The sequence below is a fragment of the Streptosporangium sp. NPDC087985 genome (assembly GCF_044741965.1).
In the GTDB taxonomy this organism is placed as follows: Bacteria; Actinomycetota; Actinomycetes; order Streptosporangiales; family Streptosporangiaceae; genus Streptosporangium.
In genome coordinates this window covers 306,148-325,147 of record NZ_JBIUTQ010000004.1, presented here as the reverse complement: position 1 = coordinate 325,147, position 19,000 = coordinate 306,148, and the positions used below count along the sequence as shown (strand labels likewise).

The following is a 19,000-nucleotide window of genomic DNA, read 5'->3' as shown; positions in this document are numbered from 1 at the left end:
GTTGTACGGGCCGGTGTGATGGCGCTGCTCATAGGGGTGGCGGCGGTTGGCGCAGCCCAGCATACGAAGCCGACAGCCAATCGATCCGGGAGCTGGGTGGTCAAGCGGCACCGGAGTACGGTTGACCAGCGACCCATGAACTGGACGGGCAGGCGGTCGGACTCGGCCAACGGCCGGTCCTCGACGTGGATTGCCAAGTGGCGTAAGGGCTGGACGTCCGGGCGGCCTGAGAGTTCCGGTGCCGGGCAGTACAGAGCCGGGCAGTACAGAAGCGTGGCGTCCGACGGGACTGAGGGTTTTGGTGCCGGGCGGCGTAGGGACCGGGCGTCAGACGGGCCGGAGGGTTCGGGTGCCGGGCGTCAGAGGGGTCGGATGTCCGATGGGCCCGGTGGCTCGGGGGGCAGGTGGTACAAGGGCCGGACGTCCAACGGGCCTGGGGGTTCGGGTGCCGGGCGGCAAAAGGGGGGGATGTCCGGTGGGCCTGAGGGTTCGACGGGCAGGCGGCAGCGGGGCCGGATGTCAGACGGGCCGGAGGGTTCGGGTGCCGGGCGTCAGAAGGGTTGGACGTCCGATGGGCCGGAGGGTTCGGGTGCCGGGCGTCAGAGGGGCTGGATGTCCGAGCGGCCTGAGGGGTTCGGCGCCGGGCGGCACCGAGACCGGAAGTTCAAGCGGAACGGCGGCTGGAATCCCAGCGAGCGGGGGGTCCCGGCCTCATGGACGAAGAACGACTCACGGCCCCTCCGGTCCGGCAAGGGGCCGGCCTGGTCGGGCGGAGAACCGGAGGTCTGACCTGGTGGGATGACATCGACCCACGCTCACATATGGTGCGGGCCCCCAGCAAATATCGTTGGGGGCCCCTGGGGTGAGTGGAAGCTCACCATCCCCCGGGCGCCTGCCCGGCCATCTGGGCGACCTCCTCGGCGCCTTCCCTCATCAGCCTGCCGGCCAGATCCGCCAGGGCGCGTCCTGCCGCGAGTTCGTCGCCGATCGACGGAACAGGCTGGTCAATCGGATTGCGTCGTGCGTATGCGACGCTCTCCCGTCTTTTGCCGTCAGGCGACGTCAGCACCGCCTTGGCCGTGGTGACGTCATCGTTGTCGTCTTCGCTGATGAATATCTGCACGTCCCACTGCTTCGATTCCATTACCAACACCTCCTCATTTAAGCCTCCTCCTCTACCGGCATTGCCGGAAGAGCTACCAGACCTGCATGAACAGGGCTTTGCCGTTTGCGGACCATCGAAAACCGGCGTCGGCCGACCCCGATCGAGGCAGGGGCGAGGCGGAGCGGGTGACGGGATCTTCCGTTCCGTGTTCTCCAGGTCTCGGGAGGGAGCCATCGGGCTCCCTGGGTCAGGTGGGCGACGCCGTTGCTCGCACCCGCCTCACGGTCTCGCCGATCAGGGTTTGCTGATCTGGGCGGGAGGCTCGCCTGCGGGCTTGGGAACGCGGATGGTCTCGGCGGCTTGCTCGCCCCTGGCATGGGCGGCTGCGGTGGGATAGCAGTCGTAGTAGCAGTAGTAGGGGTCGCAGTAACGCAGGAAGCAGATCCAGTCAGCGGCGGTGGCCGTCTGCGCGCAGGCGACCGCCGGGGTGGCCTTCAGCGAGGCGGCGTGGGCGCTGGCCGCGGGGAGCCCAACGAGCAGGCCGGCACCGGCCAGGACGGCGCCCGCCACGACGGTTCCGGCGTTACGGATGAAGGTGTACATGATTGTCCTCGTTCGGATACGGAACACAACAAGGTTAATGTAATCGACTGATCACGAAGAGTCACCAGCCCGGCATTGGCGTGGTGTATGTGGCGGTCTATGGAGGGGGCGTTCCGGCCTCCGGTTGCGCCGTTGGACATTCCGAACCAGGACTAATTGGTATTGATTCGCAATCACTTGGTGATTGCATAGGAGTCACCAGTATGATTCTTGGCATGATCGGTCGTCGCGGCCATGGCGATCCATGCGGGGTCGCTCGCAGCCTTGACGTGCCCGGTAAGCGGTGCCGGTAGTGCGCGAGCTTCAGCCGGCTGGGACTTCGGACTGTGGCTGATGGGGCGATTGTGTGATGAGTTCACCATTCCTCAGGATGGCGGGGATCGCGCGTCTGGCATGCGGATACGCCTGCGTTAAACCCCGGGCCGCTACGGGTAGAAGCGTTTGTGCCAGTGTGCCCCCCGCAGAGTGGGAAAGCGGGGGTGCGTCCGAATGATTGGGAAAATATCGTTCAGCGTGCTCGTCGTACTCCTGGGAGGGGCGACGATCGCCACCTTCCACCCGGCAAGTTCGGCCCAGTCAGTGGATCCGGTTCAGTCCGCGCGTCCAGTTCCAGTGGTGATTTCGGCTCGATCACCATGCCCGACTCAACCGGCGAGCCTGGCCCAACCGGCGAGCCCGCTTCCGGGGAGCCTGACCCAACCTCCGGGTCCGGCCCGATCCCCGGATCCGGCCCAACCTCCGAGTCTGGCTCGGCTGGCCTATCCGGTGGCCGCCGGGGATGAGGGCAGCGTCCGCCGGCCGCTCGTCATCGCGCACCGTGGAGCCAGTGCCTTCCGGCCCGAGCACACGCTTCCCGCCTACGAGGTCGCCATCCAGATGGGCGCCGACTACATCGAGCCGGACCTGGTCTCCACCAAGGATCACGTGCTGGTCGCCCGGCACGAGAACGAGCTCTCGGCGACCACCGATGTCGAGGAACGTCCGGAGTTCGCCGGTCGCAGGACGACCAAGACCATCAACGGTCGCCGGGTGACCGGCTGGTTCACCGAGGATTTCACGCTCGACGAGCTGCGCACCCTCCGCACCCGGGAGCGTTTCCCCCGGCGGCGGCCGGGCAACACGGTCTATGACGGGCGGGCGCGGATCCCGACGCTGGAGGAGATCGTCGAGCTCGCGCAGAAGTACGGCGTGGGCGTCTATCCCGAGATCAAGTATCCGAGCTACTTCGCCTCGATCGGGCTGCCGATCGAGGGGCCGCTGCTGGAGACCCTCCGGCGACACGGCTGGGACGACGAGTGCGCCCCGGTGTTCATCCAGTCCTTCGAGACCAGCAGCCTCAAGCAGTTGCGGTCCGTCACGCGGCTGCGGCTCATCCAGCTCATCGGAGCGGGGAGCGGCCTGCCGTACGACATGGTGAAGGACGGCGACCGGCGGACCTGCGACGACCTTCTCACCCCGGACGGCCTGCGGGGGATCGCCGAGTACGCCGACGGCATCGGCGTGACCAGCACGAGGGTCGTGCCGATCGGGCCCGACGGGAGGTCGGAGCCCGCCACATCGCTCGTCGAGGACGCCCATCGGCAGGGGCTCCAGGTGCACGTCTCGACGGTCCGTGACGAGAACGGCAAGCTTCCGGTGGACTACAGAGAGGGCGACCCCACCGCCCGGGCCTACTCCCGCGCCCCCGGGAACGTGGCGGGCTGGCTCGACCGGCTGTACCGGCTCCACGTGGACGGAGTGCTCGCCGACAACCCCGGTAGCGCGTGTGCCACACGGGACCGCCTCTTCCACGATCACTGATCTCCGGGGACCGGCCAGCCGAGACACCCGCATGATCGCCGGCCGGGACGCGCGAGATCGGCCCAGGTCCCGGCTGTCGCACGGAAAAGCCTGGCTGGGCAAGGGAGGCCGAAGGTAGTGTCGGCGTCATGACCTGGCGACATTGATCCATCACCAGAGGCCGACGCGGGACACGCTGTCGCGGGCCGCCGGAGATGCCGAGCATCCCGAGCCCGGACCGTCTCCTCCGCGACAAGGACCTCAGATGATCTCTTTTCTGCGTGCGCCCGGCGCAGGCGCGGAGCGCCTGACCGCGATGCTCTACGCCTACATGTTCCTGAACGATCTCATCCTGCTCTACCCGGTCTACACGCTGCTGTTCGCGGAGACCGGCCTGTCGACCGCCGAGATCTCCTCGCTGTTCGTGATCTGGTCGCTCAGCTCCGTGGTCATGGAGGTCCCCTCCGGGGTGTGGGCCGACGCCGTCTCCCGGCGGCTGCTCCTCGCCCTGGCGCCGCTCCTGACCGCCGTGGGTTACGCCCTGTGGATCGCCGTTCCCTCCTACTGGGCGTTCGCCGCCGGTTTCGTCCTCTGGGGTACGTCGGGGGCCCTGCAGTCAGGTGCCCTGGAGGCGCTGGTCTACACCGAGCTCGAACGGCTGGACGCCACCGGCCGCTACGCCGCGATCATGGGCCGTGCCCGCGCGGTCGGCACCGTCGCCGTCATGGTGGCCACGGCCGCGGCCGCTCCCGTGTTGGCCGTGGGCGGATACCCGCTGCTCGGCATGGCCAGCATCCTGGCCTGCGTGCTCTGCGTGGTCATCGCGACGACCTTCCCCGAGCACCGCGTGGCCGGCCAGGGTGAGGAGAGCCAGGAGGGAGCGTCGCCGCACACCTACGCCGGCATCCTGCGGGACGGCCTGCGGGAGATGCGCTCCAGCCGGCCGGTACGACGAGCGCTACTGCTGGTGGCCGTGGTGTCGGCGATCTGGGGCTCGCTGGAGGAGTACGTCGCCCTGCTCGCGGCCGACACAGGGGTCGCCGAGTACGCCGTGCCGATCCTGGTGCTTCTCGTCTCGGTGGGGGTCGCGCTCGGCGGCCTGCTCGCGGCGACCGGGCGGAGCTTCACCGACCGGGCGTTCGCCTGAGTTCTCGCCCTCGGAGCGCTGGCGCTCGGCGCGGGAGCGATCAGCGGCGTCGCGGCGGGCTTCGTCGCGATCGCGGTGGCCTTCTGCCTCTTCCAGATGGCGACCGTGCTGGCCGACGCCCGGCTTCAGGACCGCATCACGGGTCCAGCCCGTGCCACGGTGACCTCGCTGGCCGGGCTGGGTACCGAGGTGGCGGGCATTGTCGTCTACACCGGCTACGCGGCGGCCTCGACGGTGACCGGGCACGGTGTGATCTTCATGATTTTCGCCATGCCGTACCTTTTCGTGGCGCTGGCCCTGACCGCGGGCGGGCGGTCACGCCTCGGTGGTGAGCGACGTCGGCAGCCAGCGGGATAGAAGGAAATTTGTGCCCGTTTTGCCGAGTTACGCGCATTTCACGGTCTCCGTTAATAGGATCTATGCCTAACCGTGACCATCGGCTGGGATCGTAGCTAAACGCTCAAAGCGCTCAACCGCTCCGGAAGGAAGAGACACCGTGCTGAAGTCCAAGACGCGTCGGCGCGTCGCGGTCAAGACAGCCGCCATCGCAGCAGCATGTGGGGGCATCTTCTTCGGCGCTGTCCCGGCGATCGCCTCCATGGCGGCGGGCCCGAAACCTGTCGCCTACACCTGCACCCCGACCGCAGGCACCCCGGCCGGCGCCTCCCACACATTCCAGATGGAGCTGGTCGGTCCCGCCGTCGCGCCAACGCCCAACTCCACCGTCGTGGTGACGTGGAAGATCGGCACGCCGGTGCCGGCCCTGACCGCTCCCTCGGCCATCACCTCGGGCGACCGGCTCTCCGTCGACGCGGAAGCGGTGATCACAGGCTCGCCGCTGGCGTCCCCCATGGAGACCCGGGCGGCCACGGCCACGGCCACCTCCGGGGCGGTGGTCCCCGGCGGGCCGATGACGGTGTTCCCCACCGTGCTGGTCACGGTGATGCCGACCGCGACCGGAGTCTTCGGGGTCCGGCCCGACGCCTTCACTCTCGCCCACGTCCCGGCAGCCGGCACGGGGACCGGCACCGGCCTGTACGACTGCACCGCCGACCAGGCCCAGGCTTCGGCCGCCGCTCTGCTGGTCACCGTGCAGCCCTCGGGCTCCTCCAGTGTCTCCGCCTCGCCCACCCCGACGGAGACCCCGACCCCGACCCCGACGGAGACCGCCACCACTCCGGCGCCGACGATCACCATCACCCAGACCAAGACGGCCAAGCCCACCAAGACCCGGCAGATCGACGAGACTCCCGGCGGTGGCGCCTCCACGGGCGGCGGCGGGGACGCCGGGCCGGACGCGCGGGTGATCATGCTCAGTGGCCTGCTGATGGTGGCGGGCGCCACTGCCGGCGGGCTGGTGTTGCGGCGCCGTACCGCGACCAGAGGCTGACCGGACGGACGGATGACCACCCCGACGCCCGAGGGCCGGCCGCCGCGGCCTCCCGTCCAGAACGGGGGGCCGCAGGGGCGTCCACGCGGACCCGTGCCGCCGTACAGGCCGGCACCGGTCCGTCCGCCCTACCAGCAGCACCCGGGATACCAGCAGTACGGCCAGCCGTACGAGGAGTGGCCAGAGGGGCGGGTCGACGACGGCCGGATGATGCGGTCGGTCCTCATCCTGGCGGGGGCCGCCGGGGTGATCACCGTGGTGGTGGGCCTGCTGATCATGCTGGCCAATCCCGGGGAGTACGACCTGGCCGACCAGCGCACCACGCTGCCGCCCCGCAGCCAGGCGAACGTCACCGCACCGGCGGACCTCTACTTCCAGGCGGCCCCGACGGCGCCGCCGCCCCTGCCGAGCATCCCGCCGGCCCCCGCCATGCAGCCCTCGACCCCGGTGCGCCTGGTCATCCCGAGGCTCGGCGTCAACGCGCCGATCAGGTCGGTGGGGCTCGACAAGCAGGGGGCGATCGAGGTGCCGCCGATCGGCAACCCGAACCTGGTCGGCTGGTACCGCTCGGGGCCCACGGCCGGAGAGGCCGGGCCGGCGATCATGCTGGGGCACAAGGACACGCGGTCGGGGAGTGCGGTCTTCAGCCGCCTCGACGAGATCCGCAACGGCGACCTCATCGAGGTGCACCGCAAGGACGGCGTCATCGCGGTGTTCACCGTGGGCGGGCTCGAACAGGCGGAGAAGGCGGTTTTCCCGACACAGCGGGTGTACGGCGAGTCGCCCAACCCCCAGCTCCACCTGATCACCTGCGGTGGCACCTACAACCGCGTGACCGGACACTACACCGACAACGTCATCGCCTACGCGACGATGACGGGCACGCGAAGGGAATGAACACGGCCGCCCTCCCCGGGACCGCGGTTCTGAAGGCCCTCGACGTTCCGGGGCCGATCCGGCCCTCCTGAGCACGACACGGGGGGAGGCTCTGCGGTAACCTGCCAATAACCGAACAATGCTCGGTTTTATCAGCGGGAGGCACTGTGGCAGAGGCGTACATCGTCGGGGCGGTCCGCACTCCGGTCGGTAAGAAGAAGGGCGGCCTGTCCACCGTCCACCCCACCGATCTGGCCGCGCACACCCTCAAGGCGCTCATCGACCGCACGGGCGTCGACCCGGCCGCGGTGGAGGACGTCATCATGGGCTGCGTCATGCAGTTCGGCCCGCAGAGCATGGACATCGCACGGAACGCGTGGCTCTCGGCTGGCCTGCCCGAGAGCGTCGCCGGGGTGACCATCGACCGGCAGTGCGGCTCCTCCCAGCAGTCCATCCACTTCGCGGCCCAGGGGGTGCTGTCCGGCACCCAGGACCTGGTGGTGGCCGCCGGAGTGGAGTCCATGAACATCGTGCCGATGGGCTCCTCCATCACCGCGGCCATGGAGAAGGGCATGCCCTTCCCGTTCGGTGACATGTGGGTCGAGCGGTACGGCAGGCAGGAGATCTCCCAGTTCCGCGGCGCGGAACTGATGTGTGAGAAGTGGGACCTCTCGCGTGAGGAGATGGAGCGGTTCGCCTACGAGAGCCACCAGCGGGCGGCCAAGGCCATCGCGAACGGCTACTTCAAGGACCAGATCGCCCCGATCAACGGCGTCGAGGACGACGAGGGCCCGCGTCCGGACACCACACTCGAGAAGATGGCGTCGCTGAAGACGCTGCGGGAGGACGGCCGGATCACGGCGGCCACCTCCTCACAGATCTCCGACGGCTCCGGGGCACTCCTGATCGCCTCCGAGCAGGCGGTCCGCGACCACGGCCTGACGCCTCGGGCGCGCATCGTCACCCTGACCCTCACCGGAGACGACCCGGTCTACATGCTGACCGCGCCGATCCCGGCGACCCGGAAGGCGCTGAAGAAGGCCGGCCTGTCCATCGACGACATCGACGTCACCGAGATCAACGAGGCGTTCGCCCCGGTCCCGCTGGCGTGGATCAAGGAAATCGGCGCCGATCCGGCCAAGGTCAACCCGAACGGCGGCGCGATCGCCCTGGGGCACCCGCTGGGCGGGACCGGCGCGATCCTGATGACCAAGCTCCTTCACGAGCTGGAGCGCACCGGCGGCAGGTACGGCCTGCAGACGATGTGCGAGGGCGGCGGCCAGGCCAACGTCACCGTCATCGAGCGGCTCTGACCCCCGGCTGGTCGGCCGGTCCCGGTTCGGCGCAGAACACGAGGCCGTATCCGCTGAGTGTCACCGGCGGATGCGTGGCCGGGACGAACGCCGATTCTCCGGCGCGCAGGTCGAGGGTGTCCGCCCGCACCCTGCCCTCGACGCAGAGCAGGATGCGGGGCAGGCCGCCGTCCAGCGGCACCTCGCCGTCCACGGCCACGCGGCGGAGCCGGAACTCCGGCGACGGCGTGACGTACACGCCGTCGCGCGCTTCGACCGGCAGCGGGATCGCGCCCGGATCGAGGACACGCAGGAGCTCCTCCACGTCGACCGGCTTGGCGGTGAGGCCTGCCCGCACGACGTTGTCGGAGCTGCCCATGATCTCCACGCCGAACCCGTCGAGGTAGCAGTGGAGCACGCCCGCGCCCAGGAAGAGCGCCTCTCCCGGAGCCAGGTCGTGCCGCCGCAGCAGGAGCGGGGCCAGGCAGGCGGGATCGCCGGGATGGCGTCGCGCCAGCCGCACGACCAGGTCGTAGTCGGGGTGGTGCACGGCTGAGGCGGCCCAGACGACCTGCTCGACCATCTCGGGCCTTTCGAGAAGCGCGCGCAGGGCCGCCACGGGGGAGCCCGCCTCCAGTAGCGACACCACGTCCTCCAGCGCGGGAACGCACAGCCGGGCGAGGAGCATCGCGGCCTGTCCGGCAGAGCGGAAGCCGGCCAGCGCGGTGAACGGTGTGAGCGCGCACACCAGTTCGGGCTTGGGCCAGGGGTCGACGTAGACACCCCTGGCGTGGCCCTCGGCGGCCTGCTCGGCGGACGGGTGCACCTGGAGGGACAGCGGCTGAGCGACGGCGATGAGCTTCATCAGGTACGGCAGGCGCTCGCCGTGCCGGGCGACGGTCGCCGGGCCGAGCTGTCCGAGCGGGTCCGCGCCGACGACGTCGGCCAGCGAGCGGCCGTCCCCGGCGAGCAGCGAAGGTCCGGCGGGATGGGTGCCGAGCCACATCTCGGCCTCGGGGCCCGGGGCGGGCACGGGCCTGCCGGTGAGGGCGGCGAGGTCGCTACGGGATCCCCACGCGTAGTCCTTGACGGGGTTGCTCAGAAGCCGGACACGGGTTGCCCGGCCGGATGCCGTCACTGTCGGCACGGCGCCCACATCCTTGATCATCTGAATCCTTCCAGCTGGAGGCCCGGGCTTCAGCCCTGGGAGAGGACACGGCCCGGTGCCTCGAGGTCCGGTACGGACGGTTCGGCCACTCCGGGCTCCTGGCGCAGGACCAGGGCGGCGGCGCCGAGCAGGCCGGCGTCGCGCCCGAGGGAGGTGGGGGCCACGCGCAGGCGCCGCAGGAAGGCGAGACCGGCGTTCCCGGCGATCGCCTCCCCGAGCGGGTCGAACAGGATCGCTCCCGCGGCGGCCACGCCCCCTCCGATGACGACGTGGTCGAGGTCGAACAGCGCGGACGTGGTGAGGATGGCGACGGCCAGCGTGCCGGCGGCGCGCTGGAAGGCCTGGCGCGCGACGGGGTCGCCGGAGCGGGCGTCCGTGGCCAGGGCCTTGGCGTCGTCGCCTGCCCAGCCGTTCGCGCGGGCCCAGCGGACCATGTTCGGGCCGCTGGCCACGGTCTCGACACATCCGACGGCGCCGCAGGGGCACGGGTCGCCGCCCGTGTCGACGACGATATGGCCGATGTGCCCGGCGTTGCCGGTCGGGCCGAGATACGGCATGCCGTCGAGGACGAGACCGCCGCCCACACCGGTGGAGACGACCATGCCCAGCATCGCCCTGGACGGCCTTCCCTCCGGAAGTCCGAGCCACCACTCGCCCAGTGCCATGCACTGGGCGTCGCCGGCCAGCCGTACGGGCCGCCCGGGCAGCATCCGCTCAAGGGCGTCGACCAGCGGGAAGTCCCGCCAGCCGGGGATGTTGACCGGGCTGACCGTCCCGGCGCGCGGGTCCAGCGGCCCCGCCGACCCTATCCCGACGCCGTGGAGACGGCCGGCGGGCACCTGGGCGGTGATCCGGCCGACCACCTCCAGCAGGGTCTCCTCTGCCGGTCCGCGACCGCGCAGCGCCACCTCGGCGCGGGCCCGTACGGTTCCGTCGGTCTCGACGGCGGCGGCGGCGAACTTGGTGCCGCCGATGTCCACGGCCAGCACGGTCACGGCCGCGCCTCGTTGACGCACCGCAGTACCGGGGCGCTGACCAGGGCGGCCGGGTCGAGGTCCCGGTCTGTGGCGATGTGGAACGTGACGCTCTGCCCGGGGAGGAGGGTGAGGAGCATGTCGTCGACGGAGGCGGCCGGGTCGAGCCGGTCGGGGAAGAGCGCGAGTTCACGCACAACGGTTGTGGCGGTCACGGTGACACGGTAGCCGCCCGGGGCGGGTTCGGCACGGGCGTCGTAACCGGCCACCGGGAAGGCGACCCGGGTGTCCTCCTCGAAGAAGGAGATGACCTGCCGCTCGCCCAGCTGGACGGCCAGCAGTTCGGCCGCGGGATCGGCGGGGGCCGCCACGCCGGTGGGAAGGGGGATCCGCGTCACCGTACGGCCCGCCGCCTCGACCGTGACGATCTCCTTGGCCAGCGGCTCGCCGTCGAGGCCGCGCCGTACCAGGGACAGCTCGCCCCGCCACGGCTCGTCGCTGTCGTTGACCACCGCGACCACGCCGTCCTGGACGGTGAGCAGCCGGTCGGCGTAGACGCGGCGCAGGGCGTACCACAGAGGTTTACGCCTGGCGTCGCCGTCGACCGCCGCCCAGGAGATGACCGGCCAGCAGTCGTTGAGCTGCCAGACGATCGTGCCCATGCAGTGCGGCGCCAGCGCCCGGAACCGTTCGATGCCGAAGGCGATCGCCCGGGCCTGGTTGAGCTGGGTCAGGTAGTGCCAGTCGTCGAAGGTCTCCGGCTGGGGCAGATGGTCGCCGAGGCCGCGCAGCAGCTTGGCGTTGCCGTCGATCGCCTTCTGGTGATGGAGCATGAGCGGGGAGTCGGACGCCGGCTCACCGCCGATGGCGCGGCGCAGGGTGGCGTACGCGGGTGGGGCCTGGAATCCGAACTCGGCGACGAACCTGGGTGTGTAGGCGGCGTAGCGGCTGTAGTCCTCGCGGTTCCAGACGTCCCAGATGTGGACGGTGCCGGCGTCCGGGTCGTTGGGCCGCAGATCGGGTGCTCCGGAGTAGGGACTGCCGGGCACGTAGGGGCGGGTGGGGTCGAGCTCGGCGATGATCGAGGGCAGCAGGTCGTAGTAGAAGCCGGAGCCCCAGCTCCGTCCCTCCAGTCTCTCCTGCCAGCCCCAGTCGGCGTGGCCCTCGATGTTCTCGTTGTTGCCGCACCACAGCACCAGGCTGGGATGGCTGGCCAGTCTGGTCACGTTCTGGCGGGCCTCGGCCGTGACCTCCGAGCGGAAGGGCTCCTCCTCGGGGTAGGCGGCGCAGGCGAAGGGGAAGTCCTGCCAGACCAGCAGGCCGAGTTCGTCGGCCAGGTCGTAGAAGTCGTCGCTCTCGTACAGGCCGCCGCCCCAGACCCGCAGCAGGTTGACGTTCGCCCCGGTCGCCTGCGTGAAACGCCCGGCCAGGCGGTCGCGGGTGACCCGGGCGGGGAAGCAGTCGTCGGGGATCCAGTTGACACCGCGGACGAACACCGGCACCCCGTTGACGGCGAGCGTGAACGCCTCGCGGTCCAGGTCGACCGTGCGGAAGCCGATCCGTCCGCGCCACTCCTCCTCACCCAGGCGGACGGTGAGGTCGTAACGGGACTGCCCGCCGTACCCGCGGGGCCACCACAGCTCCGGTCCGGGTACGGCGAGGGTGAGAACGGCCTCCCGCTGTCCGGCGGCGAGCCGTACCTCCGTGGAGAGCCCCGCCACCTCGGCGGTCAGCGTGAGCGGCTCCTCGGTGGCGCGCTCGATCCGGACGTGCGCCTCCACCCGGCCGTCCTGCCCGTCCACGGTCACCACGGGGCGTACCTCGGCCAGCCGCGCGCCACTCCAGCTCTCCAGCCCGATCGGCCGCCAGATGCCGGAGGTGACCAGGGTGGGCCCCCAGTCCCAGCCGAAGTTGCAGGCCATCTTCCGGATGAACTGGTACGGCTCGTCGTACGCCCCCGGGCGGTCCCCCAGCGCGGTCCGCCGCGCCTCGGCGTAGGCGTAGGGGGAGTCGAAGAGCACGGTGAGGGTGTTGTCGCCCTCGCGCAGCAGATGCCGGACCGGGAAGCGGTATCGGCGGTGCTGGTTGGCCGTGACCGCGACCTGGACGCCGTTGAGGATGACCGTGGCGGCGGTGTCGAGACCCTGGCAGACCAGGTCGGTGCGGTCGTGCCCGTCCGCCGTCCAGGTGAAGACGGTCTCGTAGGCCCAGCGGGTGTGGCCGATCCAGCCGAGCCGGGTCTCGTTGTCCTTCAGGTAGGGATCGTCGATGAGCCCGGCGGCCAGCAGGTCGGTGTGCACGCAGCCGGGGACGGTGGCGGCGACGCCGGCGATCCCGACGTCCTCCGAGACGGCGGTGAGAGTCCAGCCGTCGTGCAGCGGACGGTAGGTGCTCAAGGGGTTCTCCTTGGTGCTTGGTGAAGTGTGAGGACGGTGTCCTCCTGCTGTCCGAGGGGTGGGGAGGGGTTGCTTAACCGAGTAAGTGAACAGACCGTACGGTGCTGTTGACAACGGTGTCAATGGCACCGTCCCGCCGAGAACGTTCCTTAACCGGGCCCGGTGGAGATCACTCCTGTCACGTGTCGGAGGGGAGCTGCGGTTACGCGCCTCGGCGCGGGCGCGTAGTAAAGTGCGTAGGCGAGATCGAGAAGTAACCGGTTCAGCCAGGGGGCTCCGTGAAACGACCAACGATCGCGGACATCGCCCGCCGGGCGGGGGTCTCGAAGGTGGCGGTCTCCTACGCGCTGAACGGCCGCCCCGGGGTGTCGGAGACGACGCGTGCCGCCATCAAGGTCATCGCGGAGGAGATCGGCTGGCGCCCCAACAGCGCGGCCAGGGCGCTCAACGGGGCACAGGCGCACACCGTCGGCCTGGCCGTGTGCCGCCCGGCGCGGATACTGGGCATGGAACCGTTCTTCATGGAGCTGATCAGTGGCATCGAGGGCGAGCTGTCCGCCCGGTCCTACGCGCTGATGCTGCAGGTGGTCGCCGACCAGGACCAGGAGATTGAGGTCTACCGGCGCTGGTGGGGCGAGGGCCGCGTGGACGGTGCGATCCTGGTCGACCTGCGCTTCGCCGACCCCCGGGTGGCCGCGATCGAGGCGCTCGGCATGCCGGCGGTCGTCGTCGGGCACCCGTCGGAGTCCGGCTCGCTGACCCCCGTCTGGTCCGACGACGCCGCGGCCGTCCGCGAGACGGTCGAATACCTCGCGGCGCTCGGCCACCGCGGTATCGCCCGGGTCGCGGGGCTGCCCAGACTGGTCCACACCGTGCTGCGGGACCAGGCCTTCACCGCCGTGTGCGACGAGCTCCGGCTGCCCGGCCACACCATCGTGCACACCGACTACACCGGTGAGGAGGGCGCCCGGGCCACCCGGCGCCTGCTCAGCTCCCCCGACCGGCCGACCGCGATCGTCTACGACAACGACATCATGGCCGTGGCCGGACTGTCGGTCGCCCAGGAGATGCGGTTCGACGTGCCCGCGGACCTGTCCATCGTGGCCTGGGACGACTCACCGCTCTCCCAGGTCGTGCGGCCCCCCCTGACCGCGCTCAGCCGCGACATCTCCGCCTACGGCGCCCATGCCGCCCGCAGCCTCCTCGCCCTGATCGCCGGCGAGCACGTCTCCGCTGTCGAGGACGAGGCGGCCAGGCTCACCCCGCGGGGCAGCACGAGCGCCCCCGGGCGTAGGTGACTACCGCGGGACCCGGGCCACGCAGAAGACGGTCTGGCCGAAGGGCGGGCGGACGAAGCGCTCGATGAAGCGGGTGGCGGGGACCACCGTGCGGTCGTAGATCTTGACCAGGCGGGGATCGGGGTAGCCGACGCCACCGCGGCGGACGGCGGCCCACCACGCGATGCCGCCGAGGAAGTTGATCGGCTTGAGCACGTCGATGTCCAGGCCCGCCTTGGAGACCGTACTGCGCAGGGTGGCGGGGGAGTAGCGGGTGACGTGGCCGACCTTGCGGTCGAAGTCTCCGTAGAGCTGCATGTAGCCGGGGACCCAGATGACGATCCGCCCACCGGGGACGGTGACCTTGGCGAGGGAGCGCAGGGCCTCGACGTCCTCCTCGATGTGCTCCAGGACGTTCATCATCACGACGGTGTCGACCTTCTCACCGATCGGGATGTCGGTCGGCAGGCCGAACTGCAGCACGTCGATCTCGTCGCGGCCGGTGAAGCGCTCGCGGAGCCGCTCCACGCAGTAGGGGTCGAAGTCGCTGACCACCAGCCGGTCCAGGCGAGGCAGGAACGCCTCGGCGAAATGGCCCAGGCCGGAGCCGATCTCCAGCATCGAGCGACCCACGTGCGGGGCCACCATGTCGAGCTCGTACTGCCGGTAGTTCTTGGCCTCGTCCCCACCCAGGTGGTTCTCCAGGGCCTCGTCTCCGGCCGCCGGTTGCACTACACGGTCATACCCAGACATGCGGTTCCGTCCAGATCGCTAACAGAGAGCCGTGACGCCGCGGGGCCACGGCTGTGGACAGGCAGAGTCTAGTGGCCGTTCCCCCGGAGAGACCCCCCAAACAACCCGGCGCGGCCTAGCATGGGCACCCCCATGGAAACTACCTTCATCGGCCGGCACGCGGAGATCGCACAGGTGACTCGTCTGATGCGGGAGTCCCGCCTGGTCACGCTCACCGGGCTGGGCGGCGTCGGGAAGACGCGGCTGGCCAGACGGGCGGTCGAGGAGGCCGCGGAGGAGTTTCCCGACGGCCTCTGGCTCGTCGAGCTCGCCTGCCTGACCGATCCGTACCTCCTGGCGGAGACCGTGGCCGGCAGCATGGGCCTGGCCGACCAGTCCGCCCGCCGGCAGGAGGATGTGCTGGCGGAGTGGCTGGGCCCGCGCAGGTCGCTACTCGTGCTCGACACCTGCGAGCACCTGGTGGAAGCGGTGGCCTCGCTGGTGGACACCCTGTTGCGCGCTGCGCCCCACCTCCGGGTGCTGGTCACCGGCCGCCAGCCGCTCGGTGTGCCGGGTGAGCACGTCTACCTCGTCCCGCCGCTCCCGGTCGAGGACGCGGTGGTCCTGCTGTGTGACCGCGCGGGCCCGCCGGGTGACACGGACGACGCGGGTGATCCAGGCGCGGTCCACGGGGCGCGCGGCGGCGCGGCGGACCTGGCCGAGCTCTGTCAGAGGCTTGACCGCATCCCGCTGGCGATCGAGATGGCGGCCGTACAGCTGCGCACCATGTCGCCCACGGTGCTCACCCGGCGCCTGAACGACCGTTACCACCTGCTGACCGGGAGCGGCGGGCCGGTGCGGCACGGGTCGCTCCGTACCGCGATGGGCTGGAGCCACGAACTCTGCACCCCGGCCGAGCGCCTGCTGTGGGCGCGGCTCTCGGTGTTCGCCGCGGGATTCGACCTGGAGGCGGCCGAGTGGGTCTGCGCGGGCGGGCCGCTCCCGGCCGGGCAGGTGCTCGAAGCGCTGACCGGGCTGGTCGACAAGTCCCTCGTGCAGAGGGAGGAGCACCCCGCCGGGGTACGGCTGCGCATGCTGGACACCGTCAGGGAGTTCGGTGCCGAGTGGCTGTTCCGGCTGGGCGAGGCCGACGCGGTCCGGGGCCGCCACCGCGACCACTACCTCGAGCTGGCCAGACGGTGCGTCGCCGAGTGGCCCGGCAGGCAGGTGGAGTGGTACGGCCGGATGCGCGCCGAGCAGCGCAACCTCCGCAGGGTCTTCGAGCTGTGCCTGGCCGATCCCGAGTGGTCCCGGGCGGGTCTGGGCCTGGCGGGGACCCTGTGGTTCCTCTGGGTCTGCTGCGGCATGCTGCGCGAAGGCCGCCACTACCTGGAGACGGCGCTGCGGATGGACACCGGGGGCGGCCCGGAGCGGATCAGGGCGCTCTGGGTCTGCGCGTGGGTGGCCGCGCTCCAGGGTGACCTCGACGCCGCGAGGCAACGGCTTGACCGGTGCCGCGCCGAGGATCCCGAGGGGAGCGCCACCGGCCACGTCGTGCAGGTGGAGGGCCTGCTCTCCCTCATACGGCGCGACTACCCCCGTGCCGTCGAGCTGCTGGACGAGGCCATGGCCTGGCACATGGCCGAGGGCAGCGTGCTGTCCGGGCTGCTGCCCTGCTACACGCTGGCGGCGCTCGGCCTGCTGGGGGCGGGAAGGCCCGAGGAGACCATGGAGACGCTGGCCGAGGGACAGGCGCTCTGCGAGGCCCACGGGGAGGAGTGGAGCCGTGCCCAGATGGAGTACGCCTTGGCCTGGGCCGAGCACGTCAAGGGCGAGACGCGCGGGGCGCTCCGCCACGCCAGGGCGGCACTCGCCTCGGCGCGGCTCTTCGAGGACCTGCTCCTGAGCGTCGCCTGCGTCGAGATGATCGCCTGGGTGGCGGCGGAGGAGGGACACGCGGGCAGGGGGGCACGGCTGCTGGGCGCCGCCCAGGCCATCAGGGACTCCTCGGGGCTGTCGCGGTCCGGTTTGACGATCTTCACCTCGATCCGGGACCGGGCCGTGGCCCGGACCGTGCAGACGCTCGGCAGTGCAGAATTCGACACCCTCTTCGCCGAGGGACAGGGCCTTGACCTGGGCATCGTTGTGAAATATGCGCTGGGGGAGAAGATTCCGTAACCGAGGGTGCGGACCCCCATCCGTTCCGTTACCGATTCCGTGGTTGGCTTGCCCCCTGACGCGGAGAGGCTGGAACGGTGGCGGAGACGCGGACGCGCCGGGGGAACATCCCGGCGGAGACGAGCAGCCTCGTCGGGCGACAAGCGGAGCTCGACGAGATCGCCGTGCTGATCGGCCGGTCACCGCTGGTGACGCTCACCGGGGTCGCCGGCGTGGGCAAGACGCGGCTGGCCGTCAGGACGGCCGACCGGCTCCAGGACTCCTTCGCTGACGGGGTGTGGGTCGTCGAGCTCTCCGCCGAGCAGAACGGCGACCTGATCGGCCACGACATCGCCGCGGTGCTCGGCCTGCGCGAGCAGTCGGTGCGCTCCCAGTCCGAGGTGCTGGCCGAGTTCCTCGCGGACAGACGGCTGCTGATGGTCCTGGACACCTGTGACCATCTGGTCGACGCCTGCGCGGCGCTGCTGCGCCGGGTGCTGCCTGAGGCCCCGCACGTGCGGGTGCTCGCCACCAGCCGCCAGCCGCTCGGCCTGCCCGGGGAGCGGGTCCTGCCGATCGAGCCGCTGGAGGTGCCCGGAGCCGGGGACACCGGGGCGGACGCCGTCCGGCTGTTCACCGAGCGGGCCCACGCTCTGGTGCCTGGGCTCACCCTCGATCCGGTGGCGGTGGCACAGGTCTGCGGGCTGCTGGACGGCATCCCGCTGGCCATCGAGCTCGCCGCCCGGCGGCTGCGGGCGCTGTCGGTGCAGCAGATCGCCGAACGGCTGGACGACCGCTTCGGGCTGCTCGTCGGCGGGAGCCGTACTCCGCTGGGACGCCACCAGACCCTGCGCACCGCGGTCGGCTGGAGCCATGAGCTCTGCGCCGCGGAGGAGCGCCTGCTCTGGGCGCGGCTGTCGGTCTTCGACGGCTGGTTCGACGCCGAAGACGCGCGGGCGGTCTGCGCCGACGGGCGGCTGACCGGTCTTCCGCTGCTCAAACTCGTGGACAGGTCCATTCTGATCGCCGAGGGATCGCGCTACCGGATGCTCGACACGATCCGCGACTACGGCAGGGAGTGGCTGCGCCGGCTGGGCGAGGAGGATGCCTTGATCCGCCGCCACCGTGACCACGGCCGCAGCCCGTGACCACGGCCGCAGCCCGTGACCGGGTGACGACCTCCGCCACCTCCGCCCGCCCCAACGGACCAAACCGGAGCGATTCGGAAATTTCTCCGCGTGCGGTGGAAAGTTCAGCCTTGAAACAGTGGTGAGTTTTGCACTTAGGGAGAAGGAAACCCCCCGGAAAGAGGGAGGCCAGCCGGTCCGTGACCCTGATGGGGTGCTATTTCCGGAGAGTGGAAGGAGCGCGAACCAATGGAACAGGTCCCAAGGTGGCGCGGGAACCTCACCGTGGAGAAGAGCGGCTTCACCGGCCGTGAGAGCGAGGTACGGGAACTGCTGAAACTCCTGGAGAAGACACCGCCGGTCACGCTCACCGGCCCCACCGGCAGGGCGGAGCCCGGCATCGAGCCCGCGCGCGGGTACTTCGGCGGAGCCGGCGTCACGACCGCCGGCGAGCCGCTCGCCCTGGTGACCGTGGCGATGGCGGCCACCTGGTGCGGTGAGTTCGCCAGGGCCGTCTCCCTGATCCAGGAGATGCGGCGACTCCGCGACGACCGCGACGACCGTGGCGAGCACAGGGCCCGCGCCTGCGGCGACTACGTGCTCTCCATCGCCCAGCTCGGTCTCGGCCGGATGGCCGAGGCCACGGCGGCGGCCCGGCGGTCGCTCGACGTCACCTGGCGCCTCCGCGACGCCACCGGTGTGGCGCTGGCCGTGGACCAGCTCGCGGTGATCGCCGCAGCCCAGGGAGACGGCTACCGCGCCGCCCACCTCCAGGGCGCGGGAGCGCGGCTGCGGGCCATGTTCGGGCTGCGGGGATTCGGCTCGGAGAGCATGTCGGGGCCGAGGACGGTCGCCGAGCGCACGGCACGGCAACTGCTCGGCGACGACACCTACGACACGGCCTTCGCCGAGGGACACCGCGACGAGCCCGACTCCGCGGTGGCCTACGCCCTCGGCTGAGAACCGGCGCGTGAGGG

16 protein-coding genes are annotated in these 19,000 nt (G+C 70.8%); 10 read left to right on the top strand and 6 right to left on the bottom strand.

What is annotated here, in order from left to right; genetic code table 11:
- Positions 1–874: 874 nt before the first annotated feature.
- Positions 875–1,144 carry a DUF1876 domain-containing protein gene (locus ACIN94_RS12600; RefSeq protein WP_400703826.1) on the bottom strand — a complete coding sequence of 90 codons (270 nt, stop codon included), beginning with the start codon at positions 1,142–1,144 and terminating at the stop codon, positions 875–877.
- Between the two features lie 255 nt (positions 1,145–1,399).
- The gene (locus ACIN94_RS12595; protein WP_400703823.1) at positions 1,400–1,708 is read right to left on the bottom strand and encodes a hypothetical protein; all 309 of its coding nucleotides are present in this window, start codon (positions 1,706–1,708) and stop codon (positions 1,400–1,402) included.
- Positions 1,709–2,473: 765 nt separating this feature from the next.
- On the opposite strand from ACIN94_RS12595, the gene ACIN94_RS12590 reads away from it, so the two are divergent.
- The 6 genes from ACIN94_RS12590 (at position 2,474) to ACIN94_RS12565 (ending at position 8,213) form a co-directional block, all read left to right on the top strand.
- Positions 2,474–3,508 carry a glycerophosphodiester phosphodiesterase family protein gene (locus ACIN94_RS12590; RefSeq protein WP_400703820.1) on the top strand — a complete coding sequence of 345 codons (1,035 nt, stop codon included), beginning with the start codon at positions 2,474–2,476 and terminating at the stop codon, positions 3,506–3,508.
- 244 nt (positions 3,509–3,752) lie between these two features.
- Positions 3,753–4,634, top strand: a complete 882-nt coding sequence (locus tag ACIN94_RS12585; RefSeq protein ID WP_400703817.1) for an MFS transporter — start codon at positions 3,753–3,755, stop codon at positions 4,632–4,634.
- A 96-nt stretch (positions 4,635–4,730) separates the two neighbouring features.
- A complete protein-coding gene (locus ACIN94_RS12580; protein ID WP_400703814.1) occupies positions 4,731–4,991 on the top strand; it encodes a hypothetical protein in 261 nt (86 codons plus the stop codon).
- Positions 4,992–5,130: 139 nt separating this feature from the next.
- Positions 5,131–6,024: a hypothetical protein gene (locus ACIN94_RS12575; RefSeq protein WP_400703811.1), complete on the top strand. Its 894-nt coding sequence runs from the start codon at positions 5,131–5,133 to the stop codon at positions 6,022–6,024.
- A 93-nt stretch (positions 6,025–6,117) separates the two neighbouring features.
- Complete coding sequence (locus ACIN94_RS12570; RefSeq protein WP_400703808.1) at positions 6,118–6,921, top strand: class F sortase; 804 nt, start codon at positions 6,118–6,120, stop codon at positions 6,919–6,921.
- Positions 6,922–7,067: 146 nt separating this feature from the next.
- A complete protein-coding gene (locus tag ACIN94_RS12565; RefSeq protein ID WP_400703805.1) occupies positions 7,068–8,213 on the top strand; it encodes an acetyl-CoA C-acetyltransferase in 1,146 nt (381 codons plus the stop codon).
- On the opposite strand, the gene manA is transcribed toward ACIN94_RS12565, so the two are convergent.
- From manA to ACIN94_RS12550, 3 genes are read right to left on the bottom strand one after another with little or no spacing between them, the layout of a single operon-like run.
- Positions 8,197–9,360, bottom strand: a complete 1,164-nt coding sequence (manA, locus tag ACIN94_RS12560; protein ID WP_400703802.1) for a mannose-6-phosphate isomerase, class I — start codon at positions 9,358–9,360, stop codon at positions 8,197–8,199. The genes ACIN94_RS12565 and manA overlap by 17 nt on opposite strands.
- A gap of 29 nt (positions 9,361–9,389) precedes the next feature.
- Positions 9,390–10,355, bottom strand: coding sequence for an ROK family protein (locus ACIN94_RS12555; protein ID WP_400703799.1), 966 nt, complete (start codon positions 10,353–10,355; stop codon positions 9,390–9,392).
- Positions 10,352–12,730, bottom strand: a complete 2,379-nt coding sequence (locus ACIN94_RS12550) for a glycoside hydrolase family 2 protein (RefSeq protein WP_400703796.1) — start codon at positions 12,728–12,730, stop codon at positions 10,352–10,354. Before ACIN94_RS12550 ends, ACIN94_RS12555 begins: the two co-directional genes overlap by 4 nt.
- Before the next feature lie 278 nt (positions 12,731–13,008).
- Between ACIN94_RS12550 and ACIN94_RS12545 the strand changes: the two genes are divergently transcribed.
- Positions 13,009–14,028 carry a LacI family DNA-binding transcriptional regulator gene (locus ACIN94_RS12545; RefSeq protein ID WP_400703793.1) on the top strand — a complete coding sequence of 340 codons (1,020 nt, stop codon included), beginning with the start codon at positions 13,009–13,011 and terminating at the stop codon, positions 14,026–14,028.
- On the opposite strand, the gene ACIN94_RS12540 is transcribed toward ACIN94_RS12545, so the two are convergent.
- Complete coding sequence (locus tag ACIN94_RS12540; RefSeq protein WP_400703790.1) at positions 14,029–14,739, bottom strand: class I SAM-dependent methyltransferase; 711 nt, start codon at positions 14,737–14,739, stop codon at positions 14,029–14,031.
- 153 nt (positions 14,740–14,892) lie between these two features.
- Between ACIN94_RS12540 and ACIN94_RS12535 the strand changes: the two genes are divergently transcribed.
- The 3 genes from ACIN94_RS12535 to ACIN94_RS12525 all read left to right on the top strand — a co-directional run bounded on the left by ACIN94_RS12535 (position 14,893) and on the right by ACIN94_RS12525 (position 18,983).
- Complete coding sequence (locus ACIN94_RS12535) at positions 14,893–16,917, top strand: ATP-binding protein (protein ID WP_400703787.1); 2,025 nt, start codon at positions 14,893–14,895, stop codon at positions 16,915–16,917.
- 77 nt (positions 16,918–16,994) lie between these two features.
- A complete protein-coding gene (locus tag ACIN94_RS12530; protein WP_400703784.1) occupies positions 16,995–18,044 on the top strand; it encodes an ATP-binding protein in 1,050 nt (349 codons plus the stop codon).
- Between the two features lie 228 nt (positions 18,045–18,272).
- The gene (locus ACIN94_RS12525) at positions 18,273–18,983 is read left to right on the top strand and encodes a hypothetical protein (RefSeq protein ID WP_400703781.1); all 711 of its coding nucleotides are present in this window, start codon (positions 18,273–18,275) and stop codon (positions 18,981–18,983) included.
- The last annotated feature ends 17 nt before the right edge of the window (positions 18,984–19,000 follow it).